Annotated in this window: 16 protein-coding genes; 7 read left to right on the forward strand and 9 right to left on the reverse strand. The window is 35.1% G+C overall.

Annotated elements, in window-relative coordinates:
- On the reverse strand, positions 1-468 hold the full coding sequence (locus tag GQ45_RS09735) for a CYTH domain-containing protein (RefSeq protein ID WP_047417317.1): 468 nt from the start codon (positions 466-468) through the stop codon (positions 1-3).
- 2 nt (positions 469-470) lie between these two features.
- A complete protein-coding gene (locus tag GQ45_RS09740; protein WP_047417319.1) occupies positions 471-1,136 on the reverse strand; it encodes an NAD(P)H-binding protein in 666 nt (221 codons plus the stop codon).
- Between the two features lie 123 nt (positions 1,137-1,259).
- Between GQ45_RS09740 and dinB the strand changes: the two genes are divergently transcribed.
- On the forward strand, positions 1,260-2,372 hold the full coding sequence (gene dinB, locus GQ45_RS09745) for a DNA polymerase IV (protein ID WP_047417322.1): 1,113 nt from the start codon (positions 1,260-1,262) through the stop codon (positions 2,370-2,372).
- 182 nt (positions 2,373-2,554) lie between these two features.
- Here dinB and pyk read toward each other — a convergent pair whose 3' ends face one another.
- The 5 genes from pyk to GQ45_RS09770 all read right to left on the reverse strand — a co-directional run bounded on the left by pyk (position 2,555) and on the right by GQ45_RS09770 (position 7,097).
- The gene (gene pyk / locus GQ45_RS09750) at positions 2,555-4,000 is read right to left on the reverse strand and encodes a pyruvate kinase (RefSeq protein ID WP_047417325.1); all 1,446 of its coding nucleotides are present in this window, start codon (positions 3,998-4,000) and stop codon (positions 2,555-2,557) included.
- A 3-nt stretch (positions 4,001-4,003) separates the two neighbouring features.
- Positions 4,004-4,450 (reverse strand): IPExxxVDY family protein, encoded by a 447-nt coding sequence (locus tag GQ45_RS09755; RefSeq protein ID WP_231555179.1) that lies wholly within the window; start codon positions 4,448-4,450, stop codon positions 4,004-4,006.
- 135 nt (positions 4,451-4,585) lie between these two features.
- Positions 4,586-5,323, reverse strand: coding sequence for a ribonuclease III (gene rnc / locus GQ45_RS09760; protein WP_047417327.1), 738 nt, complete (start codon positions 5,321-5,323; stop codon positions 4,586-4,588).
- Positions 5,324-5,331: 8 nt separating this feature from the next.
- Entirely contained in the window at positions 5,332-6,582 is a 1,251-nt protein-coding gene (fabF, locus tag GQ45_RS09765) for a beta-ketoacyl-ACP synthase II (protein ID WP_047417330.1), read from the reverse strand.
- A 281-nt stretch (positions 6,583-6,863) separates the two neighbouring features.
- A complete protein-coding gene (locus GQ45_RS09770) occupies positions 6,864-7,097 on the reverse strand; it encodes an acyl carrier protein (RefSeq protein ID WP_007647141.1) in 234 nt (77 codons plus the stop codon).
- A 159-nt stretch (positions 7,098-7,256) separates the two neighbouring features.
- On the opposite strand from GQ45_RS09770, the gene GQ45_RS09775 reads away from it, so the two are divergent.
- Together GQ45_RS09775 and rnhA are read left to right on the forward strand one after the other, a co-directional pair.
- Positions 7,257-7,823, forward strand: a complete 567-nt coding sequence (locus tag GQ45_RS09775) for a phosphoribosylglycinamide formyltransferase (RefSeq protein WP_047417338.1) — start codon at positions 7,257-7,259, stop codon at positions 7,821-7,823.
- Entirely contained in the window at positions 7,816-8,283 is a 468-nt protein-coding gene (rnhA, locus tag GQ45_RS09780; RefSeq protein WP_047417341.1) for a ribonuclease HI, read from the forward strand. The genes GQ45_RS09775 and rnhA overlap by 8 nt, the downstream gene beginning before the upstream one ends.
- A gap of 114 nt (positions 8,284-8,397) precedes the next feature.
- Here the strand turns inward: rnhA and GQ45_RS09785 are convergent, their stop codons facing one another.
- Positions 8,398-9,885 (reverse strand): S10 family peptidase, encoded by a 1,488-nt coding sequence (locus GQ45_RS09785; RefSeq protein ID WP_047417345.1) that lies wholly within the window; start codon positions 9,883-9,885, stop codon positions 8,398-8,400.
- A 336-nt stretch (positions 9,886-10,221) separates the two neighbouring features.
- Between GQ45_RS09785 and GQ45_RS09790 the strand changes: the two genes are divergently transcribed.
- Positions 10,222-11,148: a PfkB family carbohydrate kinase gene (locus GQ45_RS09790; protein ID WP_047417348.1), complete on the forward strand. Its 927-nt coding sequence runs from the start codon at positions 10,222-10,224 to the stop codon at positions 11,146-11,148.
- Between the two features lie 48 nt (positions 11,149-11,196).
- Positions 11,197-13,095 (forward strand): amidophosphoribosyltransferase, encoded by a 1,899-nt coding sequence (locus tag GQ45_RS09795; protein ID WP_047417351.1) that lies wholly within the window; start codon positions 11,197-11,199, stop codon positions 13,093-13,095.
- Positions 13,096-14,131: 1,036 nt separating this feature from the next.
- On the opposite strand, the gene GQ45_RS09800 is transcribed toward GQ45_RS09795, so the two are convergent.
- Positions 14,132-14,740 carry a superoxide dismutase gene (locus tag GQ45_RS09800; RefSeq protein WP_047417353.1) on the reverse strand — a complete coding sequence of 203 codons (609 nt, stop codon included), beginning with the start codon at positions 14,738-14,740 and terminating at the stop codon, positions 14,132-14,134.
- Between the two features lie 146 nt (positions 14,741-14,886).
- Between GQ45_RS09800 and GQ45_RS09805 the strand changes: the two genes are divergently transcribed.
- Both GQ45_RS09805 and kbl read left to right on the forward strand, forming a co-directional pair.
- Positions 14,887-18,012: an exodeoxyribonuclease V subunit beta gene (locus GQ45_RS09805; protein WP_047417356.1), complete on the forward strand. Its 3,126-nt coding sequence runs from the start codon at positions 14,887-14,889 to the stop codon at positions 18,010-18,012.
- A 2-nt stretch (positions 18,013-18,014) separates the two neighbouring features.
- On the forward strand, positions 18,015-19,208 hold the full coding sequence (kbl, locus tag GQ45_RS09810; RefSeq protein ID WP_047417360.1) for a glycine C-acetyltransferase: 1,194 nt from the start codon (positions 18,015-18,017) through the stop codon (positions 19,206-19,208).
- Positions 19,209-19,308 lie beyond the last annotated feature (100 nt).

Raw genomic sequence — 19,308 nt, forward strand, 5'->3', positions numbered from 1 at the left:
CTACCAAGTGTTAAATGGTCTTTTACTCAATTGCGAATTGTAATATTTGGTGATCCCAGAAACTTCTTCACCCAACCAACTCGGTTTTTCAAAAAATTCATTTTCAGCAACTAATTCTATTTCAGCAACCACTAGACCTTTATTATCTCCAGAAAACTCATCGACCTCAACAGTGTGTTTGCCTACCTGTACCTCATACCTAATTTTATCAATTCTCCCTGGTTCTGCTAGTTGCAAAAGGGCTTCGGCTTCTTGAACAGCAATTTCTTTTTCCCATTCAAACCTAGTAAGTCCTGTTTCATTGCCTTTGCCTTTTACCGTTAAAAAAGCTTTATCCGCCATAATACGAATGCGAACGGTACGTTCTGGATCAGTATTTAAAAAGCCTTGAACAATTCTTTTTTTGGCTTTTGCTTGGGTTTTATACGTATCGGAAGTGACTAAAAATTTACGTTCTATTTCTATCATTTTTAAGTACCGATTTTTTTTATTTGGTCAGATTCAATTCTAATCATTTCACAGTCGTTATTTGCCAACCAAATCATTGCCTCTGCTATGGTCTGGGGTTCAATGCTCTTATACTTCGCTAAAGTACCAATCAGGATAAAATTAAAAACCTTCATCACTTGCTTAAACAGCCATTCTCCTACTCTTTTTTCAGAACGATGGCCTCCAATTAATGATGGTTGTAAAATAGTAGTATTTTTTACATTCTCAGCGAGAACGGCATGTTCCATCTCGCCTTTTATCTTGTTATAAAATACAGAGCTTTTGGCATCAGCACCAAGGGCAGAAATAATGATTAATGTGCTGATCTTATTTTGTTTGGCTAATTTCGCAGCAGCAACAGGAATACCAAAATCTATTTTTTTATAGGTGTCTTTATCAGGTGTCTTGCTTTTGGTAGTCCCTATGCAGCAAAAAATATCATCTCCCGTAAATAAAGCGCTATGCGTTTCTAATGCTAAAAGGTCTATTAAATGTTCTTCTATTTTTTCGTGTGTAAACCCAATAGATGATCTTGAGAAAAGTTTAATTTTCGCATACGTATCATTTTTCAACAAAAGGTCTAAAAAAATACCTCCAGTTAAACCTGTCGCCCCTAATAGTATGGCTGTTTTTCTTGACTCTTTCATGGTAATTTTATCTAACTTTAAAGATACAGCATTTCTTAAATTTAAAACTTCTAAAATTAATTTAACATGGATACTAGATTGCTAAAACTCTGAATTTATCTCATAGAAACCTTAAATTTGCCTATGCTTCACGAGTTGCCTTTACGAAAAATTATTCATGTGGATATGGATGCTTTTTATGCCTCTGTAGAGGAGCTAGACAATCCAAATTTAAGAGGTAAAGCAATTGCAGTGGGAGGCAGCGAACTGCGTGGAGTTGTAGCCGCCGCAAATTACGAAGCTCGTAAATTTGGTGTTCGCAGTGCCATGAGTAGTGTTATTGCAAAACGTAATTGTCCACATATCATCTTTGTAAAACCAAGATTTGAACGCTACAAAGAGATCTCTCAAAAAATTCGAAAAATTTTTTATGACTATACAGATCTTGTAGAGCCCTTATCTTTAGATGAAGCCTATTTAGATGTTACGGTGAACAAAAAAGGGAACCCTTCTGCTACCCTTATCGCAAAAGAAATACGGCAACGGATTTTTGATGAAGTGGGTCTTGCGGCTTCCGCTGGCATTTCTATCAATAAATTTATTGCAAAAGTCGCTAGCGATATCAACAAACCTAACGGACAAAAAACGGTTAATCCTGAAGAGGTTATCGGGTTTTTAGAGCAACTCGATATTCGAAAATTTTATGGTGTTGGTAAAGTTACGGCTGAAAAAATGTACACACTTGGTATTTTTACAGGTTTAGATTTAAAGCAAAAATCTGAGGCCTTTTTAAGTGCAAATTTTGGCAAAAGTGGCACGTATTACTACCACGTGGTGCGTGGTGTTCACACCAGTCCTGTAAAGCCGCACAGGACCCCAAAATCTGTCGGTGCAGAACGCACTTTTAATGAAAACTTGAGCAGTGAAATTTTTATGTTAGAACGCTTAGCACATATTGCCAAAGAATTAGAAAGCAGATTACTGAAAAACAAAATTTCTGGTAAAACCATTACCCTAAAGATAAAGTATAGCGATTTTACCCTGAACACCAGAAGCAAAACCTTAGCCTACTATATTTCCGATCAGCATCTAATTTTAGAGGCTGCAAAAGAATTACTTTATCAAGAAAAGATGGAAAATTCTGTGCGTTTATTAGGCATATCTCTTGCTAATTTAAATACCGCTAAAAAATCCAAAAAAGAAGGTTCAAAAGAGGATGAAAAAATAGTTTCTGTACAATTGAAGTTTGAGTTTTAAGATTTCGTTGTTGAAGATTAATGATCAGCAATGAGCTTCAAAATTCGCTGGTCGTATACCTAATAACAAAAACAACAGAATATGATCATTTCTTTCATTGTCTCTAGGTATTGGTATCAAAAAAATCCCCGATACTATTTAAGTATCGAGGATGTCCCTTTAGAAATATTTGATTTTGAATGTTATTTTAAATGCTGACTTTCTATCTCAGAAACTCTCAAGGTATTCACCATACCTTTATCTTTAATTGGCATAGCAGCTAAACTTACAAGCATATCACCAACTTCTAAAAAGCCTTTTGCCACAGCTATTCTATTTAAATCTTCGATGGTTTCGTCCGTAGACACAAACTTATCATAATAGAATGCTTTTACACCCCATAAAAGGTTTAACTGCGTTAATATCCTTCGGTTAGAGGTAAAAACTAAAATATGTGCACTGGGCCTCCAGGCTGAAATTTGAAAAGCGGTATACCCACTATTCGTCAATGTAGAAATAGCTTTAGCCTTAATATCGTTAGCCATAAGGGCTGCATGATAACAAATAGATTTTGTGATAAAACGATTTGTTCGAACATGAGGTGCTTCATGCGGTACTTTAATTAAATTTGAATTTTCTACCGTTGTCAGGATACTAGCCATTCTTTCAATGACCTGAACTGGATAATTACCTACAGATGTTTCTCCGGATAGCATTACTGCATCAGCACCATCCATAACAGAGTTGGCCACATCGTTTACTTCGGCTCTAGTCGGCGTAAGACTTGTAATCATTGTTTCCATCATTTGAGTTGCAATGATTACAGGAATTCTAGCCTTTTTTGCCCTTAAAACTAATTGCTTTTGAATTAAAGGTACTTCTTGGGCAGGAACTTCTACTCCTAAATCTCCACGAGCAACCATTAAACCATCGCAATACGCCACGATTTTGTCGATATTCTCGACTGCTTCTGGCTTTTCTATTTTTGCAATGATCGGAATTTTTACATCGGAATGCTCTTTAATCAAGTTTTGAAGATCAATTAAATCTTGACTAAAACGAACAAAAGATAAGGCCATCCAATCTACTTTTAGGGAGATTGCGAATATGGCATCCTTAATATCCTTTTCGGTCAATGCAGGTAAAGAAATATTTGTGTTTGGAAGGTTTACCCCTTTTTTTGATTTTAAAGGCCCACCTTGAATTACTTTAGCTTCAACTTCATTTTCTCTATTGGTAGAAAGTACTTCAAACATCAATTTTCCATCATCCAAAAGGATGCGCTCCCCTGGGTTTACATCTTTTGGAAACGTGGCATAATTCATATAAACACGCTCTGCAGTTCCTTCAAATGGTTTTCCGGTTACAAAGGTTATTATATCACCTGGAGCTACAACAACTTCTCCTGCCATTACACCAACTCTAAGTTTAGGGCCTTGTAAATCCCCTAAAATAGAAACATTGGTATCCATTTCTTCATTTAACTCCCGAATCATTTTAACACGCTCGGCGACATCTTCGTAATCTGCATGAGAAAAATTAATTCTAAAGACATCTACACCAGCTTCGATCATCTCTCTAAGCACTTCTTTTTTACTTGTAGCTGGTCCTAAGGTTGCTACAATTTTTGTCTTTTTTTTACTTGGCATTATTTAAAAAATTAAATTATTTTTATATTTTAAGGTATTCGTTTTAATGGTGTAAGCGGTTACAATTTTTGGAATGGCTAAAAGCGATTTTAGAATCATTGGTTCTGACTCAAGATCTTCTTGTTCCAATTTTAAAAAATAATCCACATTTTTGTATTCTGGTAGTAAATACGTTGTAGTCAAAGAAGGAGTATCCTTAAAAAAACCAACATTATTACTGCGCTCTTCCAGCTGAATATGATTTTGAATCATAGTCCAATACCGATCATTCACGGTATCTTTCCATTCAAAAACTGGAAGCGATATGGTTTCTGAAAAAATTAAATTTTGCTTTCGTCTTTTAAAGCTACATTTAAGGTGGCTATTTATAAGATAAGCTAATGAATGATCTTCTAAACTGCAATGCAAAGCAATTAAAACGAACGAATCTTCGTAAAAATCCAGTGACATTTTATGCAGTGCTACCATAGGCATCCAAAAAAAACTAAGATGTAAATATATGATTTCTACGACTCTAATACTAGTAGATGTCTGTTTTTTAAGCTATGGAACAAGCGAAAACGTTGTAGATTTGAAAAATTTTCGTTAGTCCTTGTCTATTTTGTTCTGTAACGCGTAATAGGCCCTTTTTGATGCCATCTCTTCGGCCTTTTTTTTAGAAGTAGCTCGTGCCTTTGCTACAATTTTGTCATTTATATGCAATTTCACAGCAAAATGTTTTAGAATTTCATTGCCAGAGTCTTCATAAATATCGAACTTAAATGATTTTTTTTGCTTTTGACACCATTCAATCACCAAGCTTTTATAACTAATTACCTTACCTTCTAGTTGTTCAATATCAACATAGGGCGCTACGACCCTATTGGCTATAAATTTTTCACAATACTTGTAGCCTCTATCTAAATATATAGCGCCTACAAGTGCTTCAAAAACATTCCCATGAATATTTTCACCGAAATGCGATTTAGGAATTCTACTTTCTACATACCTTATCAGGTTTAGATCTTTCCCCAATTCGTTCAGATGCTCTCTACTGACAATTTTTGAACGCATTTTAGTTAAATACCCTTCGTCGCCAGTAGGGACTTCAACGTATAAATATTTTGAGATAATAGTTCCCAACATAGAATCGCCTAAAAATTCTAAACGTTCATAATTCATTGGTTCTCCTTTGCTATTCTTTACATTGGCAGATCTATGTAAAAAAGCTTTTTTATAAATTTCGAGTTTCTTTGGTTTAAAACCCAATATTTTGCTAATCCCTAAAAAAAAATCCCCATCCTCTTTAGAATGGGAATTAAAAATATTTGAGGGAAAATTCATAACTTGAATTAACTTAATTTTTTAAAAATAACACAAGCATTGTGACCTCCAAAGCCGAAAGTATTACTTAAAGCAACTTTTACATCTCTTTTTTGAGCTTTGTTTAGGGTCAAGTTTAATCTTGGATCAATATTTTCGTCTACCGTAGTATGGTTAATTGTCGGTGGTACGATGCCATGAACCATCGAGAGTATAGCAGCAATAGCTTCAATAGCGCCTGCAGCTCCTAATAAATGCCCTGTCATAGACTTGGTAGAGTTAATATTGATATTTGGTGCATGATCGCCAAATACTTTAGTAATCGCTTTTAACTCTGCAACGTCTCCAAGTGGCGTAGATGTACCGTGTGTGTTTATGGCATCAACATCTTCAGGTTTTAAACCTGCATCTTTTAAGCAATTTTCCATGACACGTACTACCCCAATACCTTCGGGATGCGGCGCTGTCATATGATAGGCATCACTCGATAACCCACCCCCTGCAACTTCAGCATATATTTTTGCTCCACGTGCAATAGCATGTTCGTACTCCTCTAAAATTAGTGCCCCAGCTCCTTCGCCCAAAACAAAACCGTCTCGTGTGGCATCAAATGGTCTGGAGGCTGTTTCCATTTCATCATTCCTTGTCGATAGCGCATGCATGGCGCCAAAACCACCCATGCCAGCAATAGTTACAGCTGCCTCACTTCCACCAGTTACAATAACGTCACAATGTCCTAAGCGAATCGTATTTAAGGCATCAATAATGGCATTTGCAGAAGAGGCACAAGCAGAAACAGTGGTATAATTTGGCCCCATAAAGCCATGCTTTATAGAGATATTACCCGGTGCAATATCTGCAATCATTTTTGGGATAAAGAATGGATTAAATCTCGGTGTGCCATCTCCGGCAGCAAAATTTAATACTTCGTTTTGAAAAGTTTCTAAACCGCCGATACCTGCTCCCCAAATAACACCAACTCTAAATTTATCGACAGTATCAAAATCAATACCGCAATCTTTTATGGCTTCATCAGATGATACTAAGGCATACTGCGCAAAGCGGTCTAATTTTCTTGCTTCTTTACGATCAAAATAATCTTCAGCATTGAAGTTTTTAAGTTCGCACGCAAATTTTGTTTTAAATTTTTCGCTATCGTAATAGGTTATCGGGGCTGAACCGCTTCTTCCGTTTACTAATCCGTCCCAATATTCCTCAATAGTATTACCGATTGGGGTCAATGCTCCAATTCCTGTAACAACAACTCGCTTTAACTGCATTGAATATAATTTAATTAGCTATTTATACCCATTAAATTTAAAATGCGTCTGATGATTTGTTTCTATCCTGCCCTTATTTTAATAAGAAAATAAAACCCTAGCTATGCCATGATTTGATTTTCTATTTTATCTGAACACAATAGTTTTTCAATTCTTTAGACCCATTCAAACTCATCAAGGGTATTTTTCTTTCTTAACTAGGGTGTAAATTAAAAAAAAATATCCATGCAGAATAATTACCGCATGGATATTTTATAATCTTAAGCTAAGATATCATAAAATTACTTAGCTGCTTCTATATAACTGATCGCTTGACCAACAGTAGCAATGTTCTCTGCTTGATCATCTGGAATTTGGATATCGAATTCTTTTTCGAATTCCATAATTAATTCTACAGTATCTAATGAATCTGCTCCTAGGTCGTTCGTAAAGCTTGCTTCTGTAACAACTTCGTTTTCATCTACACCTAATTTATCAACGATGATAGCTTTTACTCTTGATGCAATATCTGACATAATAATTATTGTTTTAAAAATTTAACTGATGGCAAAAATAAAAAACTTTAGATTAATAACACCATTTGTCGTTAAAATGTATGGTAATTTACGAAAATTAAATACAAGAGTGTTATTTTCGCTCAAAATAATTCTGCTTTAATAACCTTAAAACACTGCATGAAACGTATTGTTCTATTTGCTTCAGGTTCCGGATCTAATGTTGAAAATATTTCACAATATTTTGCAAATAATGCCAAGGTTACTATAGCCGCTGTTTTAACCAATAAAAGCGATGCTAAAGTTTTAGATAGATGCAATAGATTAAATATCAGTGCATTATATTTCAACAGGACTGCCTTTTATGAAACTGATTGTGTTTTAGATGTCTTAAAAGCGAGTCGTCCTGATTTAATAATTCTCGCAGGTTTTCTTTGGAAAATTCCTGAAAAGCTAACCAAAAGCTTCCCGAATAAAATTGTAAATATACATCCTGCGCTATTGCCAAAATATGGCGGAAAAGGAATGTATGGAATGCACGTTCATAACGCTGTAAAAGCAAATAATGAGCACGAAACAGGCATAACTATCCATTTTGTGAACGAAAATTATGATGAAGGAGCGATAATTAAGCAGGTAAAAGTCAAAATTTCACCTGAAGATAGCGCTACAACTATTGCTAAAAAAGTTCATGAATTAGAATATGAACATTTTCCTAAAGTAATTGATGAATTATTACATGGATAAAGCTCAAGTACATATTTATACCGATGGCGCTGCTAGAGGAAACCCTGGGCCGGGTGGTTACGGAATAGTTATGGAATGGGTAGGTAAACCCTACAAAAAAGAATTTTCAGAAGGTTTTGTGCACACGACCAACAACCGAATGGAATTACTCGCTGTTATTGAAGCTTTAAAAAAACTCAAAAAAGAAGGTCTTTACATTACCGTTTTTACCGATTCTAAATATGTGGTGGATACCGTTGAGAAGAAATGGTACGTAAAATGGGAAAAAACAAATTTTAAAGACAAAAAAAATCCAGACTTGTGGAAACTGTTTTTAAAAGAATATAGAAAACATCACGTAAGCTTTACATGGATTAAAGGTCATAACAACCACCCTCAAAACGAACGCTGTGATGCCTTAGCGGTAGCCGCCTCGAAAGAAAAAAAATTAAAAATAGATGAAGGGTTTGTCAGTAATTAGACACAGTGCAAAGCCAAAAAGTAATTTTGAACTTCTAGGGCCTTGCCCATCCTAGTCTTTACCTAAATTACGATTATTGCAATATTGCTTTGTTGTTGTTTCTTTTAAACACACTTAATACTTCGCGCTTTTACCATTCGCCTGTGTTCTTTTTATAAAAGAACGAAGATCATCATTTGATTTTTTTAAATCTTCATAGCGCAAATACATCATATGTCCGCTGCGGTATCCCTTAAACTCGAACCTATCTTTCATTTGTCCACTTGGATCTACTTGCCACATGGTATATTTGGCATTAAAATAAGTGGTCGCACCATCATAGTAGCCGCTTTGTATCAACACATTCAAATAAGGGTTTTGTGCCATAGCCTGTCTTAAATCATCACGTGTAGTATCCTCACTATTATCCCAAGGCTGCACTGGACCGAACATGTTGTATTTAACATCGGTCTTAAAATTTAATTCTTCTTGTAGATAATAATTAATAGCGGGAGTAAAACTATGCAACCAAGAGGTTAATTCCGCGCTGTAATCAGGTTGCATTCCTTCCGACTGTCGATCAATACCAAGGTATCTACTATCTAATCTCCCCAGGGTAAAGCCACTTTTATCTTTTAATAAATGTTTCCAGAAATAACTATTGGGTACAACTAAATTTTGACCTAAAATATCATTTTTAGCTAAACCTGAATAGTAGGCCATTTTTTCTGCTACTTCATCTTTTTCTGCAGCATTAATAAAACCCCCTTTAGAAAGTGCGGGAATTAAAGAATTTAGCGTGTAGGCTTCTGCTTCAGGTAATATTTCTTCCAAATCTTTATTTTGCAATGCTGGTGCTAGCGCTTTGTGATGCCAAGCAGCGGCAGTATAATACGGTAGATTTAAAGCATCGGAAACCGGACCCCCTTCACGTAACACTTTATAATCTGCCGGAGAAACCATAATCACCCCATTTAAATACATCCATTGCTGGTTTTGTAAGGCGAGTGATAATCCCATCACTCTAGTACCTCCATAACTTTCCCCAATAATGTATTTAGGGGATAACCAACGATTGTTTCTGGTAACAAAAGTATTAAGCCATTCCGCTAAATACTTGATGTCCGCATTAATTCCAAAAAACTTTTTACGATTCACTTCTTCACCTGTCTCTGGAATAGTTCTACTGTAGCCTGTATTTACAGGATTTACATAAACGATGTCAGTTTCGTCTAAGACAGAAAACGGATTTTCTTTTACGCCGTATGGTTGAACAGGGTAACCCTCAGCATCTATTTTTAAAACTCTTGGTCCAGTATAGGCCAAATGCATCCAAACCGATGCTGAACCTGGACCCCCATTATAAGAAATCAATAAAGGTCTTGAAGCCCTGTCTTTGATATTATCACGAGTGTAATAAGTATAATATAAACTTGCCATTGGCTTGCCGTTCTCGTCCCAAACAGGTTGCATCCCAGTTTGTGCGGTATAGGGAATGACCACGCCATTAATAGTTACTTTATGCTGTGTCGTAATAACAGTGTCTACCGCTATTTTTCGGTGTTGACCAAAATTACTCTGCACCATAAACACAAGACCAATACTTAGTAAAAAAACTTTCATATAAAAACCATTAAATGAACTATTAAGAGTTTAAAAATAATACTAAAAATTTAAAGTTACTAGTATTTAGAACTTTTGAAATTTTCACAATAACCATCTTATAAACCAATTATTTTAAAATAACGAAATGGTGCAGCTCAATCCTAACATCAGTTACTACTGAAAATTACACCTCAGAAAATTATGGGTGTATACTTTATTCAAGCCAAAATCAAAAAGTAGCGCTTCAGCTTCTTTTTTTAAGGCAAACTAGAAAAGGAAAAGGTGTTTTTTATTGTAGTAATTTTAAATGGTAAATAGTATTACCCTTATATTTGCACAAAATTAAATACCATAATGGGTAAATTATTAATTGTAGGTACCGTTGCTTTCGATGCTATTGAAACTCCTTTTGGAAAAACAGATAAAATTTTAGGTGGAGCTGCAACCTATATAGGCTTAGCTGCTTCCAATTTTAACGTTTCATCTGCTATTGTATCTGTTGTTGGTGATGATATGCCAGCAAACTATTTAAATTTATTGTCTGCCAAAAACATTGACATTTCTGGTCTCGAAATTGTTAAAGGCGGTAAAACTTTTTATTGGAAAGGCAAGTATCATAATGACCTGAATGTAAGGGATACACTCGCTACAGAATTAAACGTATTAGCCGACTTTAACCCTAAAGTTCCTGAATCTTTTAAAGACGCTGATGTTGTTATGCTTGGAAATTTACATCCAAATATTCAATTAAGTGTAATTAATCAAATGACAGAACGACCAAAACTCATAGTTTTAGATACTATGAATTTTTGGATGGATCATAGCCTGCCTGAATTATTGAACGTCATACAACACATTGATGTGCTTACGATTAATGATGAAGAAGCTCGACAATTAACTGGGGAATATTCCTTAGTAAAAGCCGCTACTAAGATTGAAGCTATGGGGCCTAAATATGTAGTGATTAAAAAAGGAGAACATGGCGCTTTGTTATTTCATAAAAACAAAGTGTTTTTTGCACCTGCATTACCTTTAGAAGAAGTTTTTGACCCAACAGGAGCCGGAGATACTTTTGCTGGAGGATTCTCGGGATATTTAGCATCTACAAGAAACATCTCATTTGAGAACATGAAAAACGCAGTGATTCAAGGGTCTAATTTGGCATCCTTCTGTGTTGAAAAATTTGGTACCGAGCGCATGGTTACTTTAAATAAAGAAGAAGTAAATAAAAGACTGCTACAATTCAAAGAATTAAGTCAGTTTGATATAGAATTAGAATAAAGTTTGCCCTGAATTTCCAGGGCATTTTTAATACAACGCTACAAGAAAATGAGTGATGCAATTAAACATGAATGTGGAATATCTTTAATTCGCTTATTAAAGCCATTGTCCTATTATCAGGAAAAATATGGAACTGCATTTTATGGTGTAAATAAAATGTATTTGATGATGGAAAAGCAGCATAATCGTGGACAGGACGGTGCTGGTTTTGCAAGTATTAAGTTAGATATGAAAGCTGGCGAGCGCTATATGAGTAGAGTACGCTCTATTGCACAGCAACCCATACAAGACATTTTTGCTCAAATTAACGAGCGCATTAATACCAGCTTTAAAGAACATCCAGAATATGAACAGGATGTGGAGCTGCAAAAAAAACATATTCCTTATATCGGAGAGCTTTTACTGGGTCATGTACGGTATGGTACTTTTGGCAAAAATAGTATTGAAAATGTACACCCATTTATCCGTCAAAACAATTGGATGCACCGTAACCTAATCGTTGCAGGGAACTTTAACATGACAAATGTTGATGTACTGTTCGATAACTTGGTTCAAATTGGGCAACATCCTAAAGAAATGGCCGATACGGTCACGGTTATGGAAAAAATTGGGCATTTCTTAGATGATGCCGTAGCCAAACTTTATAAAGAAATTAAAAAAGAAGGGTATAATAAGCAAGAGGCATCACCACTTATTGCAGAGCGCTTGAATGTGGCTAAAATATTAAGAAGAGCGGCGAAAAACTGGGATGGTGGGTACGCCATGGCAGGTTTGTTAGGGCACGGAGATGCTTTTGTTCTGCGTGATCCCGCTGGTATTAGACCAGCTTATTACTACCAAGATGATGAAGTAGTCGCCATTGCCTCTGAAAGACCTGCCATACAAACCGTTTTTAATGTTCAATTTGAAAACGTAAAAGAATTAGATCCAGGTCATGCCATTTTGATTGGAAAAAATGGCCAAGTAAAAATCAAAAAAATTCTTGAACCTACGGAACGTAAGGCTTGTTCGTTTGAACGTATTTATTTCTCTAGAGGTAGTGACAAAGAAATTTATCAAGAACGCAAAGAACTAGGCCGCCTTATTTTTCCAAAGATTCTAAAAGCTATCGATTCAGATATAAAAAATACTGTTTTTTCGTATATCCCCAATACTGCTGAAACTTCATTTTTTGGCATGGTGAAAGAAGCTCAAACTTATATGAATAAAAAGAAAGAAGAACAGATTCTTTCTTTAGGATACAAAATAACAAAGGAACAATTGCATGAAATTCTTGATGTACGACCTAGAATCGAAAAGGTCGCCATTAAAGATGCCAAACTGAGAACATTTATTACACAAGACAGTGGTAGAGATGACTTGGTAGCCCATGTTTATGATATTTCTTATGGCTCTGTTAAACCAGGTGATAACCTAGTGATTATTGATGATAGTATTGTTAGAGGAACAACCCTTAAAAAAAGTATTCTTAAAATACTAGATAGGTTACATCCAAAAAAAATAATAGTAGTTTCATCGGCCCCGCAAATTCGATATCCAGATTGTTATGGCATTGATATGGCAAAATTAGAAGACTTTATTGCTTTTAGAGCGGCGCTTGAATTACATAAAGATCGAGGAACTACTCCAGTAATAGACGCTATTTATCAAAAATGTCTTTTACAAGTGAGCTCTAAAGATAAGGATGTTATTAACTACGTTAAGGAATTTTATGCGCCTTTTACTCCTGAGGAAATATCTGAGAAAATAGGAACATTGTTAAGTTCACCTGAAATTAATGCAGAGGTTCAAATTATCTATCAAACGATTAAAAATCTTCATCAAGCCTGCCCTAAAAATCTTGGGGATTGGTATTTTACGGGAGATTACCCAACACCGGGAGGAAATAGAGTGGTAAATAGAGCATTTATAAATTTCTATGAGGGTAAAAACGAAAGAGCCTACTAAAGCTATCATCGATGAAAAGCACCTTTAAGTGCATTTTATCGACAATACTTGCAGTTTATCGTAATTATCGTCGTTTCAACGACTATGAGAGTAATTTTAACACTTGCCATAGCATAAGTAGGTTAAGTTCATGGTAAGATTTGGGGAAAAAGGCGAAGTTTATCTTCGCCTTTTTTATTTTTAAAATCTGATTTTCTCTCATACCTAAGCTCAATGCAGTAATGCACATGCAACTAAGCCCCCTTTTTCAGCGGGTTGTGTTAGATCTACACATTCAAAGTCTTATAAGGAATTACATCCAAAGTTAACAACGAACTTTCCTAACTACATGATTTATTTCCCTTCATCCTTTCTCTTTTTAATCTTTATTGAAGACCAAACACCCTAATATGTACCGGTTAACTTTAAATAGTGCGTATTCATCTAAAACATACTGCCTGTTTTACAACAATGAATATCTTTGATGCACCATAGCATAAGTAGGTTAAGTTCATGGTAAGATTTGGGGAAAAAGGTAGAGCTATGCTCTACCTTTTGTTTTTTAAACATGAACCAAAGCCAACAGAGAACCATTTCGTAATCAAGTTTATTTCCTAAAAATAGCATTTCAACTTATAATCAAGACGTTCATCTAAAAAATTGCTTAAAAGGCCCTAGTTGGTTTAATTTCGTAGAACCATAGCATAAGTAGGTTAAGTTCATGGTAAGATTTGGGGGAAAAAGGTAGAGCTATGCTCTACCTTTTTCATTTCTGATAATCAGCACTTTACCAAATAATAAAGTCCTACTCCTCCTAAAACCATCAAATTAATCGTAAATAAACACATAAATTATAGGAGAATCTTTTGATATTTCTCTAAATACCAGTATTTTAGCATCGCCATAGCATAAGTAGGTTAAGTTTATGGTAAGATTTGGGATGAAAAGGGTAGAGGAAACTCTACCCTTTTCTATTTGGTATTACAACACAAAAGTCCGTTTGGAATTAACCAAACGGACTTTTGTGTTGTAGCTCTATTTTATTGCGATACGTAGCTTATTTATTCGCCGCGTATAAGGCTGATACCTTTTTCCAGTTAATCACATTAAAAAATGCAGTGATATAATCTGGTCTTCTATTTTGGTAATTTAAATAATAAGCGTGCTCCCAAATATCTAATCCTAAAATAGGAAAACCTGTGCAGCCTACTTCTGGCATTAAAGGATTGTCTTGGTTAGGTGTAGAACAAACTTCGACCTTACCGCCTTTATGCACACAAAGCCATGCCCAACCAGATCCAAATCTTGTCCCTGCCGCCTTAGAAAATGCTTCTTTAAACGCGTCAAAAGAACCAAATGCTGCATCAATGGCAGTCGCTAAGTCTCCTGAAGGTTTTCCTCCGCCGTCGGGCGACATCACTTCCCAAAATAAAGAATGATTATAGAAACCTCCACCATTATTACGAACAGCAGCATTACTCATGTCTAAGTTTTTCAAAATAGCTTCGATCGATTTTTTCTCTAAATCTGTGCCTGCAATTGCGTTATTCAGGTTCGTTGTGTACCCGTTATGATGTTTTGTATGGTGTATTTCCATAGTGCGAGCATCAATATTTGGTTCAAGTTCATCATATGCGTATGGTAATTTTGGTAATTCAAAGGCCATAATTATAGTTTTTAATTAATAAATCGTTGTCTTACAAAGTTAAGACTTTCAAAAAACTAATTGCATTAATTATTTGTTAAGAACTTTAGAATCCTGATTTTAGCGTGAAATTGAACTAAGATTCCGTACTTTGTAATAAAAATAGCTTGCAAAATTCTTCTTATCATATTTATAGTGCCTCTGCTGGGTCTGGTAAAACCTACACCTTAACAAAAGCGTATTTAAAAATAATTCTTGCGGATGCCTCTTCTGCAAATTATAGAGAAATTTTAGCCATAACGTTTACCAATAAGGCGGTCAACGAAATGAAAGAGCGGATATTAGGTAGTTTATTTGAATTCGGAAAAGTTCCTTTACTTGATGCTGCCAAACCCATGTTCAATGCCATTGCAGAAGAGCTTGAAATTAGCCCAGAAATACTACAAAAAAGAGCTAAAAAATCACTTAAAGAAATTCTCCATAACTATGCTTTTTTCGATGTTTCAACGATTGATAAATTTACGTATCGGTTAATACGAACCTTTGCAAAAGACCTACAACTACCACAAAACTTTGAGGTTATTTTAGACACATCTCTTTTGTTGAATGAAGCTGTGGCAAGATTAGTAAATAAAGCAGGTACTAACGAAGAACTTACGAAGGTATTGATACATTTCGCTTTAGAAAAAGCGGATGATGATAAAAGTTGGGATGTTTCTCTAGATATTTTTGATATGGGCAAGGAGCTTATATTTCAAGAAAAACACGAAAAGCATTTAGTACATTTTTTAGATAAAAATATTGCTGATTTTGAAATTTTAAAAAAAACCTTAAGAAAAAAAATAAGGGAATTTGAACATACTATAACCGAAGCAGCCAAAAGTGCTTTACAGCTAATTTCAGAAAACGGACTAGAATTTACCGATTTTAAAGCTTCTTATTTTCCAAAATTTATGGTAGATGTGAGCACTTTAAAGGCTGGTGTTAACTTTGATGCTGCTTGGAAACAGGATTTCGAAAACACCACCTTATACAACAAAACATTGGCGGCAGATAAAAAGGCGACAATTGATAGCTTACACGCTAGGTTTAACGAACAATTTAGCACTATTAAAGATCATTTTTATGCCATCGCATTCTTACGAAACGGCTATAAAAACATTGTACCATTAACGGTTTTAAATGCCTTACAAAAAGAGGTTAAAGCCTTAGAATTAGAACGTGATGAAATTCCTTTATCCACATTTAATGCCATTATATCAAAAGAAATTAAAGATCAACCTGTTCCTTTTATTTATGAACGATTGGGCGAAAAATATAAGCACTATTTTATAGACGAATTTCAAGATACTTCAGAACTGCAATGGACAAATTTAATTCCCTTAATTGGCAATGCCTTAGAAAGCACTGATGATAAAGGTAATTTAGGTTCTTTATTAGTCGTGGGCGATGCCAAGCAAGCCATTTATAGGTGGCGAGGGGGAAAAGCAGAACAATTTTTAGACCTCGTTACTAAAACCGTAAATCCGTTTGTTGTAGCACCAAAAATAGAAAATTTACCTGCTAATTATAGAAGTTATGAGGAAATTATAAAATTTAATAATGACTTTTTCACGAGCAGCAGCAGCAACCTCAATAAGCCTGCATATAGCACTTTATTTCAAGAAGGAAATCAACAGGAAATTAATCATAAAAAAGGAGGCTTAGTACAATTAAACTTTATCGAAGAAGCTAGTGAAAAGCAGCCTAACGAACTTTACTGTGAAGAGGTTTTAAAAACGATTCATTCCCTCTTGGAAAAAAATTATGCCTTACGTGATATTTGTATTCTTGTTCGGGATAAAAAAAACGGAATTTTATTAGCAAATTATCTAAGTGAACAAGGAATTCCTATTATATCCTCGGAAACTTTACTTTTAAAGAATTCGGATAAGGTAAGTTTCTTAATTCATCTTTTAAATTTTAGTCTCAATCCCGAAGATTTTGAAGCGGCTTTTGCTATACTTTACTTTTTAAAAGGAGAGTCAGACGATTTACATTCCTATTTAGCTTCAAATTTAAAGCAACTTGAAAAGCATTTAGACCTAGCCTTTGGCTTTAGTCTTACCAAATTTAGAACCTTATCGGTTTTCGATGGGTTTCAACAAGCCATAAAAGCCTTTGCTTTAGCAGAAGATGAGCCTGCTTATATTACCTATTTATTAGATGAAATATTAGATGTGGAATACAAGAAAGGAAGTAGCGCCGCATTGTTTTTAGACTATTGGGAAAAGAAAAAGGAGACCTTAAGCATTAGTGCTCCACAAGGTATGGAAGCCGTTCAGATTATGACCATCCATAAATCAAAAGGACTCGAGTTTCCTGTTGTTATAGTTCCGTTTGCCAATGCACATATATATAAGGATATAAAACCAAAAATGTGGCTACCGGTGCCCGAAGAAGATTTTAATGGTTTTAAAGAACTTTTAATAAACAAGAACAAAGAGGTTGTTCAGTATGGCGCGTACGCTAATAATCTCTACGAAATAGAGCAACAACACCTAGAACTCGATGCCTTTAATGTTCTTTACGTGGCATTAACGAGGGCTGTAAAAAGCTTGTACGTCATCACTGAAAAAAAATTAGATAGTAAAAGTAAAAAACCAAACCTTGATTATTATTCAGGGCTCTTTATGCAATATTTAATGGATAAAGGTCTTTGGAAAGAAGACCAATTAGTTTATGATTTTGGCAGATTACCAGCCGCCAATATGGTTTCAGCTAAAAACAATAAACAACAAAGTATTCCATTTCCATATTCCTATAAAGAACGAGCGAGCTTTAAAATATTGGCGAAATCAGGAATGCTATGGGACACGACTATGGAAGCTGCCTTATTGAAGGGAAATACGGTTCATACCATTTTGAGTTTAATACATACCCATGCTGATATCACCCCTTGTTTTGATAATTTAGTGAGCTCAGGAGAATTGAACCAAGAAGATGTAAGCGCTTTAAAACAAAAAATATTAATGATCATTCAACACCCTAAATTAGTTGAATTTTATAGTGCCGATAAAATTATCAAAAATGAAAAAGACATAATCGATAAAAATGGTATAATTTTGCGTCCTGACAGACTCGTTTTTGAGGGAGATGAAGTGACCATTATCGATTATAAAACAGGAAGACGAAATATTTCCTATAAAGATCAGATTGATTCGTATGCTTTAGCCCTTGAAGCAATGAATTATAAAATAAATAATAAAATCATTGTATATATTAACAATGAAATAACTCCAGAATTTATATAAATATGTACGGTAAAATCAAAGAGTATTTAGCAGAAGAACTTGAAAACATTAAAGAATCGGGCTTATTTAAAAAAGAACGTATTATTACAAGCGCCCAAGACGCTGTGATTAAAATTAGTACGGGAGAAGAAGTACTGAATTTTTGTAGCAATAACTATTTAGGACTTTCAGCACATCCAGATGTTGTTAAAGCAGCTAAGGACACTTTAGATAGTCATGGTTTTGGAATGTCCTCTGTTCGGTTTATTTGTGGTACTCAAGACATCCATAAAACACTTGAAAAAACAATTGCAGATTTTTATGGCACTGAAGACACCATACTCTATGCCGCTGCCTTTGATGCCAACGGAGGGGTTTTTGAACCTTTGTTAGGGGCAGAAGACGCTATTATTTCAGACGCCTTAAATCACGCTTCTATCATTGACGGTGTTCGTTTATGTAAGGCGATGCGCTACAGGTATGCTAATAATGATATGGCTGACTTAGAAAAGCAACTACAACAAGCTACTAAAGATGGCGCACGATTTAAGATTATTGTTACCGATGGTGTATTTTCTATGGATGGCGTTTTAGCCCCATTAGACAAAATATGCGATTTAGCGGATACCTACGATGCCTTGGTGATGATAGACGAATGCCACGCAACTGGCTTTATAGGGGAAACAGGACGCGGAACTCTTGAAGAAAAAGGGGTGATGGGTAGAATAGATATTATCACCGGTACATTAGGAAAAGCGCTAGGCGGCGCTATGGGTGGCTATACCACAGGAAAAAAGGAAATTATTGAAATGTTACGACAACGCTCAAGACCTTATTTATTTTCTAATTCACTAGCACCTGCTATCGTTGGTGCCTCAATCAAGGTGTTTGAGATGTTAAAAAACGATACTTCCCTACGCGATCAACTCGAAAAAAACACAAAATACTTCAAAAAGGAGATGAAAAATGCTGGTTTTGATATTGTTGAGGGAGATTCTGCTATTGTTCCTGTCATGTTGTATGACGCAAAATTATCACAACAAATGGCTGAACTTTTATTAGAAAAAGGAATTTATGTCATTGGCTTCTTTTTTCCAGTTGTGCCCAAAAATAAGGCGCGAATAAGGGTTCAGATATCTGCAGCGCATAAAAAAGAACACTTAGACAAAGCAGTTTCAGCCTTTATTGAAGTGGGGAAAAAGCTTGAAATTATTTAAACGCAGTACTTTTCTTATGAAATGTGTTAAAAAAAACAGGAAATTGATTTTGTTAATAATAGTTAACAACTTACATTTGCAGTTAATAAACCCTTAAACT

The organism is Cellulophaga sp. Hel_I_12 (assembly GCF_000799565.1).
GTDB lineage: Bacteria > Bacteroidota > Bacteroidia > Flavobacteriales > Flavobacteriaceae > Cellulophaga.